The sequence below is a fragment of the Geodermatophilus amargosae genome (assembly GCF_041028265.1).
GTDB classification, from domain to species: Bacteria; Actinomycetota; Actinomycetes; order Mycobacteriales; family Geodermatophilaceae; genus Geodermatophilus; species Geodermatophilus amargosae_A.
In genome coordinates this window covers 37,479-56,975 of sequence record NZ_JABGCW010000014.1, presented here as the reverse complement: position 1 = coordinate 56,975, position 19,497 = coordinate 37,479, and the positions used below count along the sequence as shown (strand labels likewise).

The 19,497-nt window shown below is 75.0% G+C and carries 16 protein-coding genes; 10 read left to right on the top strand and 6 right to left on the bottom strand.

Annotated elements, in window-relative coordinates; genetic code table 11:
- The first annotated feature begins 64 nt into the window (after positions 1 to 64).
- The 9 genes from HLV61_RS17215 to HLV61_RS17175 all read left to right on the top strand — a co-directional run bounded on the left by HLV61_RS17215 (position 65) and on the right by HLV61_RS17175 (position 10,668).
- Positions 65 to 1,666 (top strand): ABC transporter ATP-binding protein, encoded by a 1,602-nt coding sequence (locus HLV61_RS17215; RefSeq protein WP_369257610.1) that lies wholly within the window; start codon positions 65 to 67, stop codon positions 1,664 to 1,666.
- Positions 1,663 to 2,919 carry an ABC transporter permease gene (locus HLV61_RS17210; RefSeq protein ID WP_369257608.1) on the top strand — a complete coding sequence of 419 codons (1,257 nt, stop codon included), beginning with the start codon at positions 1,663 to 1,665 and terminating at the stop codon, positions 2,917 to 2,919. The genes HLV61_RS17215 and HLV61_RS17210 overlap by 4 nt, the downstream gene beginning before the upstream one ends.
- On the top strand, positions 2,916 to 4,202 hold the full coding sequence (locus HLV61_RS17205; protein WP_369257606.1) for an ABC transporter permease: 1,287 nt from the start codon (positions 2,916 to 2,918) through the stop codon (positions 4,200 to 4,202). The genes HLV61_RS17210 and HLV61_RS17205 overlap by 4 nt, the downstream gene beginning before the upstream one ends.
- Positions 4,202 to 4,618, top strand: a complete 417-nt coding sequence (locus HLV61_RS17200; RefSeq protein ID WP_369257604.1) for a cytidine deaminase — start codon at positions 4,202 to 4,204, stop codon at positions 4,616 to 4,618. The genes HLV61_RS17205 and HLV61_RS17200 overlap by 1 nt, the downstream gene beginning before the upstream one ends.
- Before the next feature lie 2 nt (positions 4,619 to 4,620).
- On the top strand, positions 4,621 to 5,892 hold the full coding sequence (locus HLV61_RS17195; RefSeq protein WP_369257602.1) for a thymidine phosphorylase: 1,272 nt from the start codon (positions 4,621 to 4,623) through the stop codon (positions 5,890 to 5,892).
- A 106-nt stretch (positions 5,893 to 5,998) separates the two neighbouring features.
- Complete coding sequence (locus HLV61_RS17190) at positions 5,999 to 6,910, top strand: ABC transporter ATP-binding protein (protein ID WP_369257600.1); 912 nt, start codon at positions 5,999 to 6,001, stop codon at positions 6,908 to 6,910.
- Positions 6,907 to 7,755 (top strand): ABC transporter permease, encoded by an 849-nt coding sequence (locus tag HLV61_RS17185; protein WP_369257598.1) that lies wholly within the window; start codon positions 6,907 to 6,909, stop codon positions 7,753 to 7,755. Before HLV61_RS17190 ends, HLV61_RS17185 begins: the two co-directional genes overlap by 4 nt.
- A 123-nt stretch (positions 7,756 to 7,878) precedes the next feature.
- Complete coding sequence (locus HLV61_RS17180; RefSeq protein ID WP_369257596.1) at positions 7,879 to 8,958, top strand: adenosine deaminase; 1,080 nt, start codon at positions 7,879 to 7,881, stop codon at positions 8,956 to 8,958.
- Positions 8,959 to 9,180: 222 nt separating this feature from the next.
- Positions 9,181 to 10,668 (top strand): DEAD/DEAH box helicase, encoded by a 1,488-nt coding sequence (locus tag HLV61_RS17175; protein WP_369257594.1) that lies wholly within the window; start codon positions 9,181 to 9,183, stop codon positions 10,666 to 10,668.
- A gap of 159 nt (positions 10,669 to 10,827) precedes the next feature.
- Here HLV61_RS17175 and HLV61_RS17170 read toward each other — a convergent pair whose 3' ends face one another.
- The 3 genes from HLV61_RS17170 to HLV61_RS17160 form a co-directional block, all read right to left on the bottom strand.
- A complete protein-coding gene (locus tag HLV61_RS17170) occupies positions 10,828 to 12,363 on the bottom strand; it encodes a hypothetical protein (protein WP_369257592.1) in 1,536 nt (511 codons plus the stop codon).
- Positions 12,364 to 12,434: 71 nt separating this feature from the next.
- The gene (gene codB, locus HLV61_RS17165; protein ID WP_369257590.1) at positions 12,435 to 13,736 is read right to left on the bottom strand and encodes a cytosine permease; all 1,302 of its coding nucleotides are present in this window, start codon (positions 13,734 to 13,736) and stop codon (positions 12,435 to 12,437) included.
- Complete coding sequence (locus tag HLV61_RS17160; RefSeq protein WP_369257588.1) at positions 13,733 to 14,230, bottom strand: nucleoside deaminase; 498 nt, start codon at positions 14,228 to 14,230, stop codon at positions 13,733 to 13,735. Before HLV61_RS17160 ends, codB begins: the two co-directional genes overlap by 4 nt.
- A 150-nt stretch (positions 14,231 to 14,380) precedes the next feature.
- Here HLV61_RS17160 and HLV61_RS17155 point away from each other — a divergent pair, with 150 nt between their 5' ends.
- Positions 14,381 to 15,901 (top strand): PucR family transcriptional regulator ligand-binding domain-containing protein, encoded by a 1,521-nt coding sequence (locus HLV61_RS17155; RefSeq protein WP_369257586.1) that lies wholly within the window; start codon positions 14,381 to 14,383, stop codon positions 15,899 to 15,901.
- Positions 15,902 to 15,973: 72 nt separating this feature from the next.
- On the opposite strand, the gene HLV61_RS17150 is transcribed toward HLV61_RS17155, so the two are convergent.
- The 3 genes from HLV61_RS17150 to HLV61_RS17140 are packed head-to-tail and all read right to left on the bottom strand — an operon-like array spanning position 15,974 to position 19,450.
- Entirely contained in the window at positions 15,974 to 16,915 is a 942-nt protein-coding gene (locus HLV61_RS17150) for an MBL fold metallo-hydrolase (protein WP_369257584.1), read from the bottom strand.
- 10 nt (positions 16,916 to 16,925) lie between these two features.
- Positions 16,926 to 17,876 carry a fumarylacetoacetate hydrolase family protein gene (locus tag HLV61_RS17145; RefSeq protein ID WP_369257582.1) on the bottom strand — a complete coding sequence of 317 codons (951 nt, stop codon included), beginning with the start codon at positions 17,874 to 17,876 and terminating at the stop codon, positions 16,926 to 16,928.
- A complete protein-coding gene (locus HLV61_RS17140; RefSeq protein WP_369257580.1) occupies positions 17,873 to 19,450 on the bottom strand; it encodes a class I adenylate-forming enzyme family protein in 1,578 nt (525 codons plus the stop codon). Before HLV61_RS17140 ends, HLV61_RS17145 begins: the two co-directional genes overlap by 4 nt.
- Between the last annotated feature and the right edge of the window lie 47 nt (positions 19,451 to 19,497).

Genomic DNA, 19,497 nt, shown 5'->3' with positions numbered 1-19,497 from the left:
GGTGCAGCAGAGTGGACGCGAGCCCGCGCACCCGCGGACCGCAGCGACGCAGGAAGGGCCCACCATGGCCACAGCAGGCACCTCGGACGGTCCCGTGCCGACCGGCCTGACGGAGGACGGCGGCGGTCCGGACGGCGGCAGCGCGCCGCTGGCCGTGGAGCTGCGCGGCATCACCAAGCGGTTCCCCGGCGTGGTCGCGAACAAGGACATCGAGCTGCGCGTCCGGCGTGGCGAGGTGCACGCGATCGTGGGGGAGAACGGCGCCGGCAAGTCGACGCTGATGAAGACCCTCTACGGCATGCACCGCCCCGACGAGGGCCAGATCCTGCTGCACGGGCGCGAGGTGCACTTCCGCAGCCCGGCCGACGCGATCGCCGCGGGGATCGGCATGGTGCACCAGCACTTCATGCTCGCCGACAACTTCACCGTGCTGGAGAACGTGGTCCTGGGCAGCGAGCCGACGAGGGGCGGCCGCCTGGACCGCGCCGAGGCCCGCCGCCGCATCCGGGAGATCTCCGACGCCTACGCCCTGGGCCTCGACCCCGACGTCCTCGTCGAGGACCTCGGCGTCGGCGACCGGCAGCGGGTCGAGATCGCCAAGGTGCTCTACCGCGGCGCCACGACGCTGATCCTCGACGAGCCGACCGCGGTCCTCGTGCCGCAGGAGGTCGACGAGCTGTTCGGCAACCTCGCCGAGCTCAAGCGCGAGGGCCTGACGGTCATCTTCATCTCACACAAGCTCGACGAGGTGCGGAAGGTGGCCGACTCGATCACCGTCATCCGCCGCGGCACCACCGTCGGCACCGCCGACCCGAAGACGACGACGGCCCACCAGCTCGCCGAGATGATGGTCGGCTCCGAGCTGCCCTCGCCGGAGATCCGCACCTCGACGGTCCGCGAGACGCCCGTGCTGCAGCTGCGCGAGGTCACCGTCGCCGCGCCCACCGGCCGCCCCCCGGTCGACGACGTCACCCTCACCGTCCGCGAGGGCGAGGTCGTCGGGATCGCCGGCGTGGAGGGCAACGGCCAGGCCGAGCTCGTCGACGCCGTCATGGGGCTGCGCGCGCTGGCCGCCGGCACCGTGCTGCTGGCCGGGGACGACGTCACCGCCTGGAGCACCCGGGCCCGCCGCGAGGCCGGCCTCGGTTTCATCCCGGAGGACCGGCACCGCCAGGGCATGCTGCTCGAGGCGCCGCTCTGGGAGAACCGGATCCTGGGACACCAGACCCGCCCGCCGGCGGTGAAGGGCCCCTTCATCGACCGCCGCGCCGCCCGCACCGACACCGCCCGGATCATGCGCGACTACGACGTCCGCGCGCCCGGCCCGGACACGCTGGCCGTCGCGCTGTCGGGCGGCAACCAGCAGAAGCTGATCGTGGGCCGGGAGATGAGCGCCGCGCCGCGGCTGCTGCTCGCCGCCCACCCGACCCGCGGCGTCGACGTCGGCGCCCAGGGTGCCATCTGGCGGCTGCTCGAGGAGGCCCGCGCGGAGGGGATGGGGATCCTGCTGATCTCGGCGGACCTCGACGAGCTCATCGGCCTGTCGGACACGCTGCACGTCATGCTGCGCGGCCGGCTGGTCGCCACCCTCGACCCCTCCGCGGTCACCCCCGAGGAGCTCGGCGGGTACATGACCGGGGCCCGGACGACGGCGGGTGCGGCGTGACCGTCCTCCGCCGGATCGGCTTCGCGCTGTTCGCGCCGGTCCTCGCCGTCGTCGTCGCGCTCGTCATCTCCTCGGCGGTCATGGCCGCCCTGCAGGTGGACCCGTTCCGGGTGTTCGCGGTCATGGTCGACTTCGGCGACACCCCGTCCCAGCAGGTCACCGCGCTGGTCGTGGTCCTCAACCGGGCGGTGCCGCTGTTCCTCGCCGGCCTGGCGGTCGCCATCGCCTTCCGGATGGGCCTGTTCAACATCGGCGTCGAGGGCCAGTACCGGCTGGCGACCATCCTCGCCGCTGCGGTCGGGGCCGCCGTGGCGCTGCCCGGGCCGCTGCACGTGCTGCTCATCGTCGTCGTGGCGATGGCCGTCGCGGCGATCTGGGCCGGGATCGTGGCCGTGCTCAAGGTGACCCGCGGCGTCAGCGAGGTCATCAGCTCGATCATGCTCAACGTCATCGCGCTGGGCATCGCCTCCTACCTGCTGACCGGCCCGCTCCGGGGGAGCCCCGAGGGGGCGCTGATCGTCAGCACCGCGGAGATCCCCGAGTCCGGGTGGATGCCCAGCCTCAACGGCGTCTTCGGCCTGCTCGGCCTGGCCAACCCACCGCGCCAGCTGTTCGGGTTCCTCGTCGTCGCGGTCGTCGTCGGCGTGCTGATCGCGGTGCTGCTCAACCGCACCCGCTTCGGCTTCGACCTCCGGGCCGCCGGTCTGTCGCCGTCGGCGGCCAGCGCCAGCGGCGTCGACGCCCGCGGCATGGTCATCAAGACGATGCTGCTCTCCGGCGCCGTCGCCGGGCTGGTCGGGATGCCCGACCTCCTGGGCTCGACGCACGCCTACAGCACCGACTTCACCACCGGGCTGGGCTTCCTCGGCATCGCCGTCGCCCTGCTCGGCCGCAACAAGCCGGTCGGGATCGCGCTCGGCGCGCTGCTGTTCGCCTTCCTCGACCGGTCCCTGGTCCCGCTGCAGATCCAGGACTTCCCCGCCTCGGTGGTCACGATCATCCAGGGCACGATCGTGCTCGCCGTGGTCGTCGCCAACGAGGTCGCCCGCCGGGTGGCCCGCCGCTCGGCCGAGCGCGGCTCGGCCACGGGCCCCGCGGTCGCCGGCGACGGCAGCACCGGGCCCGGGCAGGCGGCCTCCGGCGCCGCCTCCCCCGGCGGCGCGGCGGACGGCGGCGAGGGCACCGGGGCCGGCGTGAGCCGGACCACCGGCGCCGGACAGCGAAGCGACGAGCGGCAGGAGACCGGCGCATGAGCTCCGTGGCGACCTCTCCGGGCAGTGGCACCCGGCCCGGCCGCGGCCCGCTGACCGACCTGTTCACCGGCGGCGGCCGGGCGCGCCGGCTCACCTGGATCCTCGTCGGCGTCCTGGTGCTGTTCTCGGTGGTGCGGGTCATCAGCGGCGAGCAGGCACTCACCAGCTCCTCGACCATCGCCGCGACGCTGCTCCTCGCGGTCCCGATCGGCCTGGCCGCGCTGGGCGGCCTGTTCTCCGAGCGCGCGGGCGTGGTCAACATCGGCCTCGACGGCATGATGACCCTCGGCACCTGGGGCGCCGGGTTCGCCGGCTACCAGTGGGGCTGGGGTGCCGCCGTGATCGGCGGGCTGCTGTTCGGCGCGATCGGCGGGCTGCTGCACGCGGTGGCCACGGTGACCTTCGGCGTGGACCACGTCGTCTCCGGTGTGGCGATCAACATCCTCGCCGGCGGCGTCGTGCGGTTCCTCTCCGAGCTGGTCTACACCGACAACCCCGCCGGGGGTGGCGTCACCCAGTCCCCGCCGGTCGCCGGCACACCGCCGTCGTTCTCCGTCCCGGTGCTGTCCTCCGGCCCCGACCTGCTCGGCTCGCTGGAGCGGCAGCACTGGTTCCTCGTCAGCGACCTCGCCGGCATCCTGCGCGGGCTCACCAGCGGCATCGGCCTGCTGACGCTCGTCGCGGTCCTGCTGGTCCCGGCGTCCTACCTGCTGCTGTGGCGGACGGCGTTCGGCCTGCGGCTCCGCTCGTGCGGCGAGAACCCGGCCGCCGCCGACTCGCTCGGCGTGCCCGTGTACCGGCTCAAGTACGTCGCCGTCCTGATCTCCGGCGCGCTGGCCGGCCTCGGCGGGGTGTTCCTGGTCTTCATCGCCGGGATCTACCGCGAGGGGCAGGTCAACGGCCGCGGGTTCATCGGCCTCGCCGCGCTGATCTTCGGCAACTGGCGGCCCGGCGGGCTCGCCTCCGGTGCCCTGCTGTTCGGCTACACCGACGCCCTGCAGCTGCGCAGCCGGTCGGCCGTCGTCGCGCTGTTCCTGCTCGTCGCGATCGGGCTGGCCGTGATCGCCGTCGTCCAGGCCCGCCGCGGGAAGCTGCTGCCGGCGGGGATCGCCGCCGTCGTCGCCGCGGCCGCTCTCGTCGGGTTCCTGACCGTCGAGGAGCTGCCGCCGGGCCTGGTGTCCTTCACGCCGCACCTCACGACGCTGCTGGTGCTCTCGCTGGCCTCGCAGCGGCTGCGGATGCCGAAGGCCGACGGACTGGTCTACCGACGAGGGGAGCACTAGTGGAGGACGTCGACTGGGAGGCCCTGCGGGCGGCGGCCCGGGAGGCCATGACGCACGCCTACGCGCCCTACTCGCGGTTCCCCGTCGGGGTGGCCGGGCTCGTCGACGACGGCCGGGTGGTCACCGGGTGCAACGTCGAGAACGCCAGCTACGGGCTGGGCCTGTGCGCCGAGTGCGGGATGGTCAGCGACCTCGCCCGCACCGGCGGCGGCCGGCTGGTCGCGGTGGCGTGCGTGGGCGGCGACGGGCAGCCGCTCATGCCGTGCGGGCGCTGCCGCCAGCTGCTGTGGGAGCACGGCGGCGCCGGGATGCTCATCGAGACGGTGTCGCTCGGCATCGTGCCGATGCGCGAGGTGCTGCCCGACGCGTTCGGCCCCGAGGACCTCGTGGCCGCGGCCGGGCGGGGGCAGGGGTGAGCATGGACGCCATCGACGTGCTGCGCGCCAAGCGTGACGGGCAGCGGCTGACCGACGAGCAGATCCGCTGGGTGATCGGCGCCTACACCGACGGCACCGTCCCCGACGAGCAGATGAGCGCGCTGCTCATGGCGGTGTTCTTCCGCGGGATGGACAGCGGCGAGCTCGCCGTCTGGACCCAGGCGATGATCGACTCCGGCGAGCGCAAGGACCTGTCCTCGCTGGGCCGGCCGACGGCGGACAAGCACTCCACGGGCGGGGTGGGCGACAAGACCACGCTGCCGCTCGCGCCGCTGGTCGCCGCGTGCGGGGTGGCGGTCCCGCAGCTGTCGGGCCGGGGTCTGGGCCACACCGGCGGCACGCTGGACAAGCTCGAGGCCATCCCGGGCTGGCGCGCCGACGTGCACGAGGAGGCCTACCTGCGGCAGCTGGCCGAGGTGGGCGCGGTCATCTGCGCGGCCGGGCACGACCTCGCGCCGGCGGACAAGAAGCTCTACGCGCTGCGCGACGTGACCGCGACGGTCGAGTCGATCCCGCTGATCGCCAGCTCGATCATGAGCAAGAAGATCGCCGAGGGCGCCGACGCGCTGGTGCTCGACGTCAAGACCGGGTCCGGGGCGTTCATGAAGGACGCCGAGGCCTCCCGCGAGCTGGCCCGCACGATGGTCGGGCTCGGCGAGGCGGCCGGCGTCACCACCGTGGCGCTCGTGACCGCGATGGACCGCCCGCTCGGCCGGGCCGCGGGCAACGCCGTCGAGGTGGCCGAGTCGGTCGAGGTGCTGGCCGGGGGCGGGCCGGCCGACGTCGTCGAGCTCACCCTGGCCCTGGCGCGGGAGATGCTCACCGGCGCCGGGCGGCCCGACGTCGACCCCGCCGACGCCCTGCGCGACGGCCGGGCGATGGACGTGTGGCGCCGGATGATCGCCGCCCAGGGCGGGGACCCCGACGCGCCGCTGCCGCAGCCGGCCGAGCGGCACGTGGTGACCGCCCCGGCCACCGGCACGCTCACCCGCCTGGACGCCTACGCCCTCGGGGTGGCCGCCTGGCGGCTGGGTGCCGGCCGGGCGCGCAAGGAGGACCCGGTCTCGGCCGCCGCCGGTGTCACCTGGACGGCGACGGTGGGGGAGCAGGTGACCGAGGGGCAGCCGCTCCTGGAACTGCACACCGACGACGCCGCGCGCATCCCGCGGGCGCTGGAGGCGCTGGAGGATGCGGTCGGCGTCGACACCGGCGACGAGCCGCTGCCGCTGCTGGTCGACCGCATCTCCGTCTGACCCCACCCGTGCGCGTCCGCGGAGATGCCGCGGTCATCTCCGCGGACGTGCGCGGTCATCGGGGCGGTCGGCGCCGGTCCGCAACCGGGGAGGACACTGGATCCTCGTGCAGCAGGACTCCCTCCTCCCCACCCCTCGCGAGCTCGCGGCGGTACCCGGGGGAGAGCCGGACCCGGACGCGGCCATCTCCGTCCGCGGGCTGGTGAAGCGCTACGGCGCCGCGGCCGCCGTCGACGGCCTGGACCTCGACATCCGGCGCGGGGAGATCTTCGCGCTGCTGGGCCCCAACGGCGCCGGCAAGACGACGACGGTCGAGATCTGCGAGGGCTTCCGCGACCGGGACGGCGGCGAGGTGCGCGTGCTGGGCACCGACCCGGCCTCGGGCGGGCGCCGCTGGAAGGCCCAGTTGGGCATCGTGCTGCAGTCCGGTGCCGGCGACAGCCAGCTGACCTGCCGCGAGCTGCTCCGCGCCCAGGCGTCCTACTTCCCCGACCCGCGCGACCCCGACGAGGTGCTCGAGCTGGTCGGCCTGACGGAGAAGGCCCGCTCGCGCGGCCGGTCGCTGTCGGGTGGCCAGCGCCGCCGGCTCGACGTCGCGCTGGGCATCGTCGGCCGACCCACCCTGCTGTTCCTCGACGAGCCGACGACCGGCTTCGACCCCGAGGCCCGCCGGCAGTTCTGGTCGCTGATCCGCTCGCTGCGCGACCTCGGCACCACGATGCTGCTGACCACCCACTACCTCGACGAGGCCGAGGCGCTGGCCGACCGCGTCGGCGTCATCGCCCGCGGCCGGCTCGCGGAGGTCGCCGTCCCCGCGGAGCTCGGCGGGCGGGGCCGGGCACCGGCGGTGGTCACCTGGTCCGAGGACGGCGCCCGGCGCTCCCAGGCCACCGCGACCCCCACGGCGTTCGTCCGCGACCTCGCTGCGCGCTTCCCCGGTGAGGTGCCGGACCTGGCGGTGGCCCGGCCGACCCTCGAGGACGTGTACCTGCAGATGATCGGGGAGGACCGCGCGTGAGTGCCGTGCCGACGACCGAGACCACGGGGACGACGACCCGGCCCGGGACGGCGCTGCCCTCCCTGGCGGCCGTCTACCGCTCCCGCGCCGGGGTGGAGCTCAAGGAGTTCTTCCGGCAGCGCGAGTCGGTGGTCTTCACCCTCGTGTTCCCCGTACTGCTGCTCGTCGTGTTCGGGGCGGTGCTCGACTACGACCTCGGCAGCGGGGTGAGCTTCACCCAGTACTTCGTCGCCGGTGTCATCGCCGCGGGCATCCTCGGCGCGAGCCTGCAGAACATGGCGATCTCCATCGCCACCGAGCGCGCCGACGGCACGCTGAAGTCGCTCTACGGCACGCCGATGCCGCGCAGCGCCTACTTCGTCGGCAAGGTCGTGCAGGTCCTCGCCGTCACGGTGCTGATCATCGCGATCCTGCTGCTCGTCGGTGCCGTGTTCTACGACGTCCAGCTCCCCTCCGGGGCGGACTGGCTGACCTTCGCCTGGGTCACCGCGCTCGGTGCCGCGGCGTGCACGCTGCTGGGCATCGCGGTGTCGAGCCTGGCGCGCAACGGCCGGTCGGCGTCGGCCACGGTCACGCCGATCGCGCTGGTGCTGCAGTTCATCTCCGGCGTCTTCTTCCAGTTCAGCCAGGTGCCGGTCTGGATGCAGACGGTCGCCTCGCTCTTCCCGCTCAAGTGGATGGCGCAGGGCCTGCGCTCGGTGTTCCTCCCCGACGCGCTCGCCGCGCAGGAGCCCGCGGGGACCTGGGAGCTCGGCCGGGTCGCCCTGGTGCTGGGCGCCTGGTGCCTGGCCGGGCTGGTGCTGTGCGTCCTGACCTTCCGCTGGCAGGAACGCGGCACGCGGTAGCACGGTCGCCCTCCGGGCTCCGATCGCGGCCAGGTGCCGGCCCCCTCCTGCGCTGGATCCCTCCCCGTGTCCCGGTCGCCAGCCGTCCCCGGTTCCGGAGCGGTGGCTGTATACCGTCGCGGCGTGCCTGCACAGCTGACGCCCGACTCGATCCGCCGCGCTCCCAAGGTCCTCCTGCACGACCACCTCGACGGCGGGCTGCGGCCGCAGACGGTGGTCGAGCTCGCCGACGAGGCGGGCTACCGCGACCTGCCGGCCGGGGACGCGGCGAAGCTGGGCACCTGGTTCCAGGAGGCCGCCGACTCCGGCTCGCTGGTGCGCTACCTGGAGACGTTCGCGCACACCGTCGGCGTGATGCAGCGGCCCGAGGCCGTGCGCCGGGTGGCCCGCGAGTGCGCGCTCGACCTCGCCGCCGACGGCGTCGTGTACGCCGAGGTCCGCATGGCGCCCGAGCTGCTCACCGCGGGCGGGACGCCGATCGAGGAGGCCGTGGAGGCGATCCTCGACGGGTTCGCCGCGGGCAGCGCCGAGGCCGCCGCCGCGGGCACGCCCGTCACCGTCGGCGCGCTGCTGTGCGCGATGCGGCAGGACGACCGCTGGGAGGAGGTCGCCGGCCTCGTCGTGCGGTACCGGGACGCCGGCGTCGTCGGCTTCGACCTGGCCGGGCCGGAGATCGGCTTCCCGCCCGACCGGCACCCCGAGGCCATCGCGCTGCTCGACCGGGCCGGCGCGCACCGCACCATCCACGCGGGGGAGGCCGCCGGCATCGACAGCATCCGCGCCGCCCTCGACGGTGCCCGCGCCGAGCGGCTGGGCCACGGCATCCGGATCGCCGACGAGGTGCCCGACGACGGCCCGCTCGGCCCCGTCGCGCAGCGGGTCCTCGACGAGGGCGTGCCGCTGGAGGTCGCGCCGTCGTCGAACGTGCAGACCGGCGCCTACGCCTCGCTGGCCGCCCACCCGATCGCCCGGCTGCACGCCCTCGGCTTCACGGTCACGGTCAACACCGACAACCGGCTGATGAGCGGCGTCTCGGTCACCAGCGAGGTGGCCGACGTCGCCGCCGTCCACGGCTGGGGGTGGGACGACGTGCAGACGGTCACCGAGCGGGCGCTGGCCGCGGCCTTCCTCGACGACGTCGCGCGGACCCGGCTGCTCACCGAGGTCGTGCGGCCGGGATACGACGCGCTGCGCGCGGGGTGAGCACGGCCACCGCGGGAGCCGGAACGGCGCGGTGACCACCGCTGTTATCGTCAGTGTGCCGGCACTCGCCGGTCATCCTCCCGGACGGTCCGTCCGGGCATGAGCGCATCCGTGCAGGCCGACCGCCCCGTCCGGGCCGGTGGCCGCCGTGAGGACGCCGATCGACGGCGCCCGCCCATCACCACGGGACGCGCCCGAGCTGTATCGGAGTCCCACACCCGCATGTCCTTGATCGACCCCGTCGACGTCCTCGACACCCAGCTCGACACCCAGCTCGACCTCGAGAGCACCCCCCCGCCGGCTCCCGAGCCGACCGGCCCCACCTTCGCCCAGCTGGGCCTTCCCCAGCCGCTCGTGACCGCTCTGGAGCGGCGCGACATCCGGGCGCCCTTCGCCATCCAGACCTCCGTCCTGCCCGACGCGCTCGCCGGGCGTGACGTGCTGGGCAAGGCCGCCACCGGCTCGGGCAAGACGCTGGCCTTCGGCCTGCCGATGCTGGCCCGCCTGGGCCTCACCGCCCGCCGCGGCCCGCGCGCTCCCCGCGCGCTGGTCCTCGTGCCCACGCGCGAGCTGGCCCAGCAGGTCTCCGACGCCCTGGCGCCGCTCGGCCAGGCCATGGGCGTCCAGTTCGCCACCGTCTACGGCGGCGCCTCGATGTACCGCCAGATCACCCAGCTGCGCCGCGGCGTCGACGTCGTCGTCGCCACCCCCGGCCGGCTGCAGGACCTGATCAGCCAGGGCGAGGCCACCCTCGCCGAGGTCGAGGTCAGCGTCGTCGACGAGGCCGACTTCATGTCCGACCTCGGCTTCCTGCCCGTCGTCAAGGAGCTGCTCGACCAGACCCGCCCCGACGCCCAGCGGCTGCTGTTCTCGGCCACGCTGGACGGCGAGGTCGACAGCCTGGTCCGCCGCTACCTCAAGGACCCGGCGCGCCACGAGGTCAAGCGGGCCGGCGACGACGCCCCGCCCGCCGAGCACCTCGCCTACACCGTCGCCTTCCGCGACAAGGTGCCGGTGACCCAGGAGCTGGCCGCGCGTCCCGGCCGGACGATCGTGTTCGCCCGCACCCAGCTCGGCGTCGACCGGCTGACCGAGAACCTGCAGGCCGTCGGCATCAAGGCCGAGGCGATCCACGGCGGGCTGCCGCAGTCGGCCCGGCGGCGGGCGCTCGAGGCGTTCATGGACGCCCGCAGCCCGGTCCTCGTGGCCACCGACGTCGCCGCCCGCGGCATCCACGTCGACGACGTCTCGCTGGTCCTGCACTACGACCCGCCGGCCGACCACAAGACCTACCTGCACCGCTCGGGCCGCACGGCCCGCGCCGGCGCCGCCGGTGTCGTGGTCTCGCTGCTGCTGCCCGACCAGGTCGGTCAGGCCAAGCGGCGGTTCCGGCAGGCGAAGGTCGACCCCAGCGTCGACCGCATCCGCCCCGGCGACGCCCCGATCACCGACCTGGTGGCCACGGGCGTGGCGGTCGAGCCGATCGAGCGGCCGGCCCGCGAGTCGCGCCGTCCGCACGGCGGTCCCGCCGGCCGGCGTCCGCGCCGCGACGGCGACCGTCCCCGCCGGTCCTACGGCGAGGGTGGCGACCGTCCCCGCCGGGAGGGCGAGCGTCCCCGTCGGCCCTCCGGCGACCGTGACCGCCACCGCGGCCCCGGTGAGGGCTCGCGCGGCGGGCGGGGCGACCGTCCGGCACCTGCGCGCGACTGAGCAGGGACCCCGTCCTCCCCACCCTTCGCATGCTCGGGGTGGGGCCCGGGACGGGGCCTGACAGACGACGGCGGCCGGTCCCGGGACTCCCGGGGCCGGCCGCCGTCGTCGTGCGTGCCCGCTCGTGCCCTGCCCATGGCTGTGGGCAGGGCACGGGCGTCAGGACCGGAAGACCAGCGCTCCGCTGACCTGCGCCACGACCTCGTCCCAGGCCGCCCGCAGCGGAGCGGCGTCCTCGGCGCGCAGCGTGGCCTCGGGCTCGCGCTCGGCGCGGGCCACCGTGCGGCCCAGCGGCTCCGTGGGCGCCAGCAGCTCGTCGACCCGGGTGAGGCCCGCGTACTCGGCGACGTCGCGCACACCCTCGACGGGCTGGGCGAACGCCCGGTGGCCGACCAGGCCCGCCGCGCCGTCGGCGACCTCGGTGAGCACCTCCGACAGCTCGGTGAGGTCGTAGCGGTCCTGCTCGGCCGGCAGCGGCATCGTGTCGGTGTCGGCGACCTCCGGCCAGGACGCGATCTCGGTGAGGTCGTGCTGCTCGTCGCCGGCGCAGAAGCGGGCGAGGTCGGCCGGGGTGTCGAACAGGTACACCTCGCCGTCGCGGCCGAGGAAGCGGGCGACGTCGTCGACGTAGCAGCGCAGGGTGACGCCGGAGCCCTCGGGGACGACCAGCTCCACCGGCAGGATGCCGACGGCCTCCCAGAACTCCGCCGCCGCGGCCACGGCGGCCGGGGTCGCGGTGATCCGGCTGCCGCCGCGGATGGTGCTCACCCCGGCGGTCGCCGCCTCCTCCGGCGCGGCCGCCGTGGATCCCGCGGCCGGCCGGTTGCCCGAGCCGTCCGAGCCGCGCGCGACGGTGGCCTCCGCGCCGCGGGCAGGGGCGCCGACGGGGACGGCCGTCCGCCCGGCCGGGTCCTCGTCGGCGTCGGCGTCGGCGTCCTCGTCGGCGTCGTCCTCGTCGCTCCCCGAGGGGTAGGCCTCGAGGGTGGTCGTGCCGGCGCCGGTCCAGTCCAGGTGCACCGACAGCTCCTCGATGACGTCCTCCCAGAGGTCGTCCAGCGCCCCGCCGACGCCGATCCACGCGTCCTCGCCGGAGCGCCCGACGAACGCCTCCACGCCGAGGCCCAGCGACCCGATCTCGGGCCGGGCCACGAGCTCGGCGAGCGCGGGGAACTCGGTCTCGTCGTCGTCGGTCAGGTCCTCGTCGGCGTCCTCGTCCGCCACCGCGTCCGCGTCGTCGTCCGCGTCGTCCGTGTCGTCGTCGGCGGACCGGGCCGGGGTCGCGCCGTCCTCGTCCTCGACGCCGGCGGTGTCCAGGCACTCGGCCAGCCGGCTGACGATGTCGAGGGTGGCGGCGAGCTCCTCGACGGCCCACCGGTCGGGGTTCTCGGCGGCGATGTCGTAGACGCCGTCGAGGTCGTAGCGGTGGTCGTCGTCGGGGGTCAGGTCCTCCGCGCCGAGACCGGCCACGACCGGCCACACCGGGTGGTCGGCGAGGTCGTGGTCGGTGCTGGTGCGGCAGAACGCCGCGAGGGCCGCCGGAGTGGGGAACAGGTGCACCGAGGCGGTCTCGCCCTCGGAGGTCCCGAGGAAGGCCTGCCACTCCTCGCCGTCCTCCTCCCACGGCGGGGCCCACAGGGTGTAGCCGGTTCGGTCGTCGACGGTGAGCGCGATCGGGACGATGCTGGGCCTGGCCACGGGCCCATCCTGCCCGGTCCGCCTGGGAACGCACCCCGGGGCGGTCGTGCTCCGGGGTGCGTTCCCGGGCGTCAGCCGGCGGCCCGGGTCGCCGGACGCCGGCCCCGCTGGACGACCAGCACGCCGGCGACGGCGACCAGGACGCCGACCACCGGCGGGATGAACCACTGCACCTCGTTGCTCCACCAGGCGGCGACCGCGGCGACCCCGTAGACCGCGACGTTGCGCCACTCGACCGGGGGCAGGTGCTGGGTACCGCCGCTCATGCCGCCGCGCCAGCGGGCCAGGTGGTCGCCGATGACCACGCCGCCCAGCGGCGGGATCAGGATCCCCAGCCAGACCAGGTAGTCGATGAGGTTGTCGTAGATGCCCGTGACCGCCAGCAGCGTCCCGAGCACCACGCCGCCGATCACGAACGGCTTCTTGGACGGCGAGTCGGCGATCTCCGCCCCGGCGACGCCGACGTTGTAGGCGGTGTTGTCGTTCGTGGTCCACAGGTTCGCGACGAGGAACACCAGCCCCCAGCCCACCAGCCCGAGCTGGTAGAGGACGAGGACGAAGTCCCCCTCACCGAACGCCAGCGCACCGATGGCGCCGAAGCCGAGCATGAGCAGCTCGCCGATCAGGAACGCGATCACGCAGGCCCAGAAGCCGGCGCGCGGGGTGCGGGCGAAGCGGGTCCAGTTGGGCGCCTGCGTCCCGCCGGAGGCGAAGGTGCCGACGACGACGGTCACGGCGACCGCCACGGTCATCGACCCGGACGGCTCGATGCCGGTCAGACCGCTCCAGCCGCCCACCTCCTCGAGGGAGCGCCAGGTCACCCAGCCGGCGAGCACCAGCATCAGCGGCACCGACACGAGGGAGAGGGCGTACATGCCCTTGTAGCCGTAGTAGGCGGTCACGCCCATGACCGCGCCGCCCACGAGCATCAGCGCGACCTCCGGGCCGCGGCCCTCCCAGCCCAGCGCGCTGGCCGTGAGTGCGGCCAGGGTCGCCACGGTGACCCCGTACCACCCCACCTGCGTGCCGCCGAGCAGCAGTGAGGCGAGCTTGGCCCCCCTCCGGCCCAGCGTGTAGCGGCACATCATGACGGTGGTCAGGCCGGTGCGGGCCCCGATCCCGCCGATCACCGCGACGTAGACGCCGAGGACGGCGCTGCCCAGCAGCAGCACCCAGAACAGCGTGGTCGCCGGGAACGCCTCCCCGATCTGCGCGCCGGCGAGCATGGTCGGAGTGAAGAAGGTGAACCCCAGCAGCACGATCGCCAGCGAGAACAGTGACCGGCGCGCCGCCGCGGGTACCGGGTCGATCGGGTAATCAGGGTCGACGACCTCCGGCGCGGTCGCGTCGTTCCGGGCCGGGGCGCTGCTCATGCCCGCACCTGCGCGTCCTGCTCGTCGGTGCCGATGTCCTCGTGCCACAGCTGCGGCTGGGCGGCGATGAAGTCGCTCATCGTCTCGGCGCACTCCGGGTCGTCGAGCACGACCACCTCGACGCCGTGTTCGGCCAGCCAGTCGTGGCCTCCGGAGAAGGTCCGGGCCTCGCCCACCACCAGGCGGGAGATGCCGAACTGGCGCACCAGCCCGCTGCAGTACCAGCACGGCGACAGGGTGGTGACCATGGTGGTCCCGCGGTAGGAGCGCTGCCGGCCGGCAGCCCGGAAGGCCGCGGTCTCGGCGTGCACGGAGGGGTCGTCGTCCTGGACCCGCCGGTTGTGCCCGCGACCGAGCACCTCGCCGTCGCGGCCGACGAGGGCCGCACCGATGGGGATGCCGCCGGCAGCGCCCCCGGCCCGGGCCTCCTCGAGCGCGACGGCGAGCCAGGCCCGCGCGGTGGCGGGGTCCAGCGGTGTCAGGGGAGCGGCCATCGACGGCCTCCTCGCGACTCGGGCCGCGACCGGTGCCGCGGCGACGGCTGCGGTCGAGGCTGGGCGAGCGGCCCGGCGTGCGCAACGATCAATCCGTCAGGGATCGGCGCGGGGATCCACGCCGTCGTGTCAGGCCGGGAAGGAGGTCGGGTGCTCACCATCGCCGAGTTCCTCGCGCTCCCCGCCGTGCGGGACGCGGCTCCCGAGGAGGCCGTCGCGCCGTCCTCGCCGCAGACGTCGGTCCGGTGGGTGCACTCCAGCGAGATCTACGAGATCGGTCCGCTGTTGTCGGCCGGCGACCTGTTGCTGACGACGGGCCTGGGACTGGCCGGCGTGGATGCCGGGGCCCGCCGCCACTGGGTGCGGGAGCTGGCCGGCCGCGGGGTCACGGCCGTCGCCGTGGAGCTGGGCCGTTCGCTGCCCGACCTGCCGGGGGAGCTGCTCGACGAGGCGCGCCGTCGCGGGCTGCCGTTGTACGTGCTGCGCCAGGTGGTGCCCTTCATCCGGGTCTGCCGGGAGGCCAACGCGGTGATCCTCGACGCCGACGCGCGGCGGATCCGGATGGTCGACGCCGTCCTCGCCGACGTGCACGCGGCGCTGGCCGCCGGTGGCGGGACGCCGGCCCTGGTCACCGCCGCCGCGGCCGTCACCGGTGGCCCGGTGGCACTGGTGACCCGGTCGGGCCGGGTGGTCGCGGCGGCCGGGGTCCGTGACGAGCGGGCCACCGACCGGCTGCTGCGCCGACCGGCCGCGGCGGCACCCGTCCGGGTCTGGGACGTCGACTGGGGCGCGGTGGCGCTGGGCACGGGCTCGGCGACCGACTCCGCCGGCCTGGACCTGCTCGCGCCGCGGCTGGCCCGCGTGGCCGCGGTGGCGGTGGGTCAGTCGGGGGCCGGCTCGGCGGGTGACCCGGCTGCCACCCTCCTGGCGGACCTGCTCACCGACACCGTGCCCGGGACGAGGGAGCTGCTGCTGCGGGCGGGGCTGGCGGACTTCCACCCGGCTCCGGGTGCCGCGGTGGTCGGCCTGGCCGCCAGCGCCCCCGACCCGCGCCCGGTCCTGGCGGGGTGGGCGCGGGCCACCCACGGCGAGGGGCTGGAACTGCTGGCGGGACGGGTGCGGGGGGAGGCGCTGGGGCTGGTCGCCGTCCCGGGGTCACCCGACCGCACGGATCCCGTCGGGTGGCTGACCGGCCTGCTGCCCGCGACGGGGACGGTCACGACGGTGGGGCCGGCGGTGCCGCTGCCCGAGGCCGGGCACTCCCTGCGGCAGGCGCACGCGGCCCTGCCGACCGCCACGCTGCTGGGCCGCGGGACCGTGCCCACCCGGGAGCTGACCCTGCCGCAGCTGCTCGCCGGGCTGGACGACCGCGCGCTGCGGCGGCTGGTCGAGGACGCGCTCGCCCCGCTCACCGCCTGGGACGCCGCCACCGGCAGCGACCTGGTGCACACCCTGGCGGTGCACCTGCGCGGCGGCGGCAGCCGGACCCGCACGGCGGCGGCGCTGCACGTGCACCGCCAGTCGTTGTACCAGCGGCTGGCCCGCATCGAGACGCTGCTCGGCCGGCCGGTCGACGACCCGGCGTCGCACGAGCAGCTGGTGGTCGCGACGACCGCCGCGCAGCTGCTGCACGCCCGCGACCGCTCCGACGGACGTCCCCGGGGACGGTGAGTCCCGGGGGCCGGCAGTCCCTGGAGGTCCCGCCGGTCCCGGGGCTGCCGCCGGTGCAGGCGGAGCCGGAGCTCAGTCCCGGTAGCCCTCGAGGGCGGCCACCCGGGCGAAGATCTCCCGGGTGTCGGGGCGCTCGAGCGACGGGTCGAGCTCCAGGTACACCGCCATGACGTTCTGCGCGATGCGTCCGGACTCCGCCCACTCGGCGAAGCGCCCGAGTGCGATGTCGTGCATCGCCTCGGTCGGGCTCATCCCGGCCCGGAACCGTTCCGTGGCCTCCTCCTCGACGAAGAGGAGGTAGTCCCGGACCTGCCGGATCCCGGAGGTGTCGGTCACCGGCCCGTGTCCGGGGACGACGTGCACCGGTTCGAGCCCGAGCATCGTGTCGCAGGCCCGGACCCAGTTGCGCAGCGGCCCGGCCCAGATGATCGGCGTCCCCCCGATGAAGAGCAGGTCCCCGGTGTACAGCACCCCGGCCGAGGGGACCCACGCGACGCTGTCGCCGGCGGTGTGCGCCGGTCCGAGCTCCAGGAGCTGCACCTCGACCCCGCCCACGTCGAGGACCTGCCGCCCGTCGAAGGTCTCGGTGGGCCGGCGCGGACTGCAGTCGCTCCAGTCGAACGGCGCGAAGATCTCCCGGGCGAAGCGGCCCGGACCGCCCGGCGCGTCCCGGAGGCCCATGATCAGGTCCGGCCCCGCGTGCTGCATCTCCTGCGCGGTCGCCGACGAGGCGACGATCCGCGCGTCGGGGAACACCTGGTTGCCGAACCAGTGGTCGCCGTTGGAGTGGCTGTTCACGACCGTCCGGATCGGCGCGGACGCCGTCACCTCCGCCATCCCCTCGACCATCGACCGGGTCATGGGGACGTCGAAGAGCGTGTCGAAGAGCAGCGACTCGTCCGAGCCCACGACGAGGCCGGCGTTGCTCCAGCCCCAGCTCCCGTCCGGCTCGAGCCAGGCGTGGCAGCCGTCGGCGAGGTGGTGCAGCCCGCGGGTGAACTCCAGGTCGGCCATCGCCGCCGCCTCAGAACCCGGTCCGCAGGGGGTGCACGGCCGGACCGGGCACCACCTCGTTCTCGATCTCACCGATCCCCTCGACGCGCATGCGCACCCGGTCCCCCGGCTGCAGCCACCCCCGGAAGCCCTGACCGGCGTCACCACCGCTCATCGAGAAGTGCTCGAACAGGCAGCCGGTGGGGACGGTGCCGGATCCGAGCACGTCGCCCGGGCGCAGCGTCGTCCCGCGGGAGGCGTAGGCGACGATCTCTCCCCACGACCAGTCCATCTGGTCCATGGAGCCCCCGCCGACCTCCTCGTCGTTGACCCAGACACGCATGTCGAGGGCGAAGGAGTTGCCGCTGGCGTGCGGCGCCAGCTCGTCGGCCGTGACGAACACCGGCCCCAGCGTCGTCGAGCTGTCCTTGCCCTTGGCCGGGCCGAGGTTCAGCCGCATCTCGCGGGCCTGCAGGTCCCGGGCGCTCCAGTCGTTGAAGATCGTGTACCCGGCGACGTGGTCGGCCGCGGTGGCCGGGTCCAGGTCGGAGCCGGCCCGGCCGATCACGGCCGCCACCTCCAGCTCGAAGTCGAAGCGCCCGCAGCCCGGGGGCACCGGCACGGGGTCGTGCGGGCCGACCACCGCGACGGGGTTGGTGAAGTAGAAGGCCGGGATCTGCTCCCACTCGGGATCCAGCTGGGCCGCGGCACCGAGTCCGGCGCGGCAGTTGCGCATGTGCTGCAGGAAGCACAGGAAGTCCCGCATGGCCGGCGGCTGCAGCGGCGCCCGCAGGACGGCGCCCTGGAACGGGCGGGTGTCCTGGGGTGCGGACGTGGCGCGCTCGGCCGCCGCCTGCAGTCGCGATCCGTCGTCCCCGAGCAGGTCGACCAGGGTGGTCCCCGGCTCGAGCCCGTGGATCCGGTCGTCGACGACCAGGCCGACGCGGTCGGTGCCGTCGGCGTCGTAGGTCACCCATCTCATGGCTGTGCCTCCTGGGGTCCGGGCTCCGGCCGACGGTCGGCCGTGAGCAGGAACTTGCGGATCTTGCCGACCGAGGTCCGGGGGAGCTCCTCGACGAGGTGGACCTCGTGCGGCCGCTTGGCGGGGGAGAGGTTCGCGGCGCACCAGGCGAGGACCGACTCGACGAGGTCGGGTGCCGGCACGCCGGCCGGCACCACGTGGGCCACCGGGACCTCGGTGCGGATCGGGTCCGGGCGCGCGGTGACCGCGACCTCGAAGACGCCGGGGTGCCGGGCGACGACCTGCTCGATCTCGACGGCCGAGACGTTCTCGCCGGCCACCTTCAGCTGCTCGCTGCTCCGTCCGGCGAAGGACCACGTGCCGTCGGCGGCCACGGTGGCCCGGTCACCGGTGCGGAACCAGATCCCCCCGTCGGGCTCCCGCGCCGCGACCACCCCGTCGCTGGCGCGGCGGTCGTCGAGGTAGCCGGTGAAGACGGTGCGGCCGGGGAGGCCCCCGACCTGGATCTCGCCGTGGCCGGGCGGGGTGAGGGGAGCGCCGGAGCGCAGGTCGCCGAGGCGGACGAGGCAGCCCGGCGTGACGCCCCCGAGGCCGGCCGGGCCGGCTCCCCCGGGTGGCTGGCTGAGCACCGCGGGGCCGGTCTCCGTCATGCCGTAGAGCTGCCGTGGCCGGCAGCCGACCAGCCGCGTCACCCGGGCGTACTCGTCGGCGGTGAGGTCCTGCGCGAACCACAGGTGCTCCAGCGGACGACGCAGCGGACGGTCCCCGCCCCGGGCCAGGACCATCCGCAGCGGCGCCGCGAACAGCGAGGCGTGCGTGGCCTCGAGGCGCTCGAGCTGCGACAGGTACCTCGTCGCGGAGAAGGCGGGCACCAGGGCGACGGAGGCGCCGACCGCGATGGCCGCCGCGAAGCAGTAGTACTGGGCGTTGGCGTGGAACAGGGGCAGCGCGACGAGGAAGCGGGACCGCGACTCGAGCCGGGCGGCCTCGGCCATGACCAGGCCGGTGTGCGCGTAGACCCCCTGGCTGACGACCACCCCCTTCGGGGCCGAGGTGGTGCCGGACGTGAAGAGCACGCTCAGGACGTCCTCGGCGGTGACCGCCGGCGCGGGCGGGTCGCCGTCCCGGGCCAGGCCGCCCACCGTCGCGTCGGCGCCGGAGGACACGACGACCGTCCGGCCGTCCAGTGCCCCGCTTGGGACCCGGTCCGCCTGCTCGGTCCCGCACACGACCAGCCGCGGCCGCAGGCGTCCGTGCTGGTGCGCGAGCTCCGGCGCGCGTGCCCGCGGGTCGCTGCTGCTGAACGTCGCCCCCAGGACCGAGCAGGCCAGCCAGACGGCCACGAAGGCCACCGAGTTGGGCAGGACGAGCAGCACCCGGTCGCCCGGGCCGACCCCGCGGGCGGCGAGTCCGGACGCCGTCCTGCCGACCACCGCGTCGAACTCCGCGTACGTCCACGTGACGGCGGAGCCCCCCTCGGTCTCGAAGACGAGGAAGGGCCGGGCCGCGTGGTCGCGCACGGCCCGTGACCACAGGCCGGCGAAGGACGGCCGGCTCGGCTCTCGTGGCTGCACGGTGAGGACTCCCCGGGGTGTGTGGACCGGGCGGTGAAGAAGGTCTT

Bases quoted from the DNA above. Each gene is read 5' to 3' on its own strand.
- codB (WP_369257590.1), bottom strand. From the start codon at position 13,736: ATGAGCAGCGCCCCGGCCCGGAACGACGCGACCGCGCCGGAGGTCGTC.
- HLV61_RS17150 (WP_369257584.1), bottom strand. From the start codon at position 16,915: ATGGCCGACCTGGAGTTCACCCGCGGGCTGCACCACCTCGCCGACGGC.
- HLV61_RS17195 (WP_369257602.1), top strand. From the start codon at position 4,621: ATGGACGCCATCGACGTGCTGCGCGCCAAGCGTGACGGGCAGCGGCTG.
- HLV61_RS17215 (WP_369257610.1), top strand. From the start codon at position 65: ATGGCCACAGCAGGCACCTCGGACGGTCCCGTGCCGACCGGCCTGACG.
- HLV61_RS17145 (WP_369257582.1), bottom strand. From the start codon at position 17,876: ATGAGATGGGTGACCTACGACGCCGACGGCACCGACCGCGTCGGCCTG.
- HLV61_RS17160 (WP_369257588.1), bottom strand. From the start codon at position 14,230: ATGGCCGCTCCCCTGACACCGCTGGACCCCGCCACCGCGCGGGCCTGG.
- HLV61_RS17175 (WP_369257594.1), top strand. From the start codon at position 9,181: ATGTCCTTGATCGACCCCGTCGACGTCCTCGACACCCAGCTCGACACC.
- HLV61_RS17205 (WP_369257606.1), top strand. From the start codon at position 2,916: ATGAGCTCCGTGGCGACCTCTCCGGGCAGTGGCACCCGGCCCGGCCGC.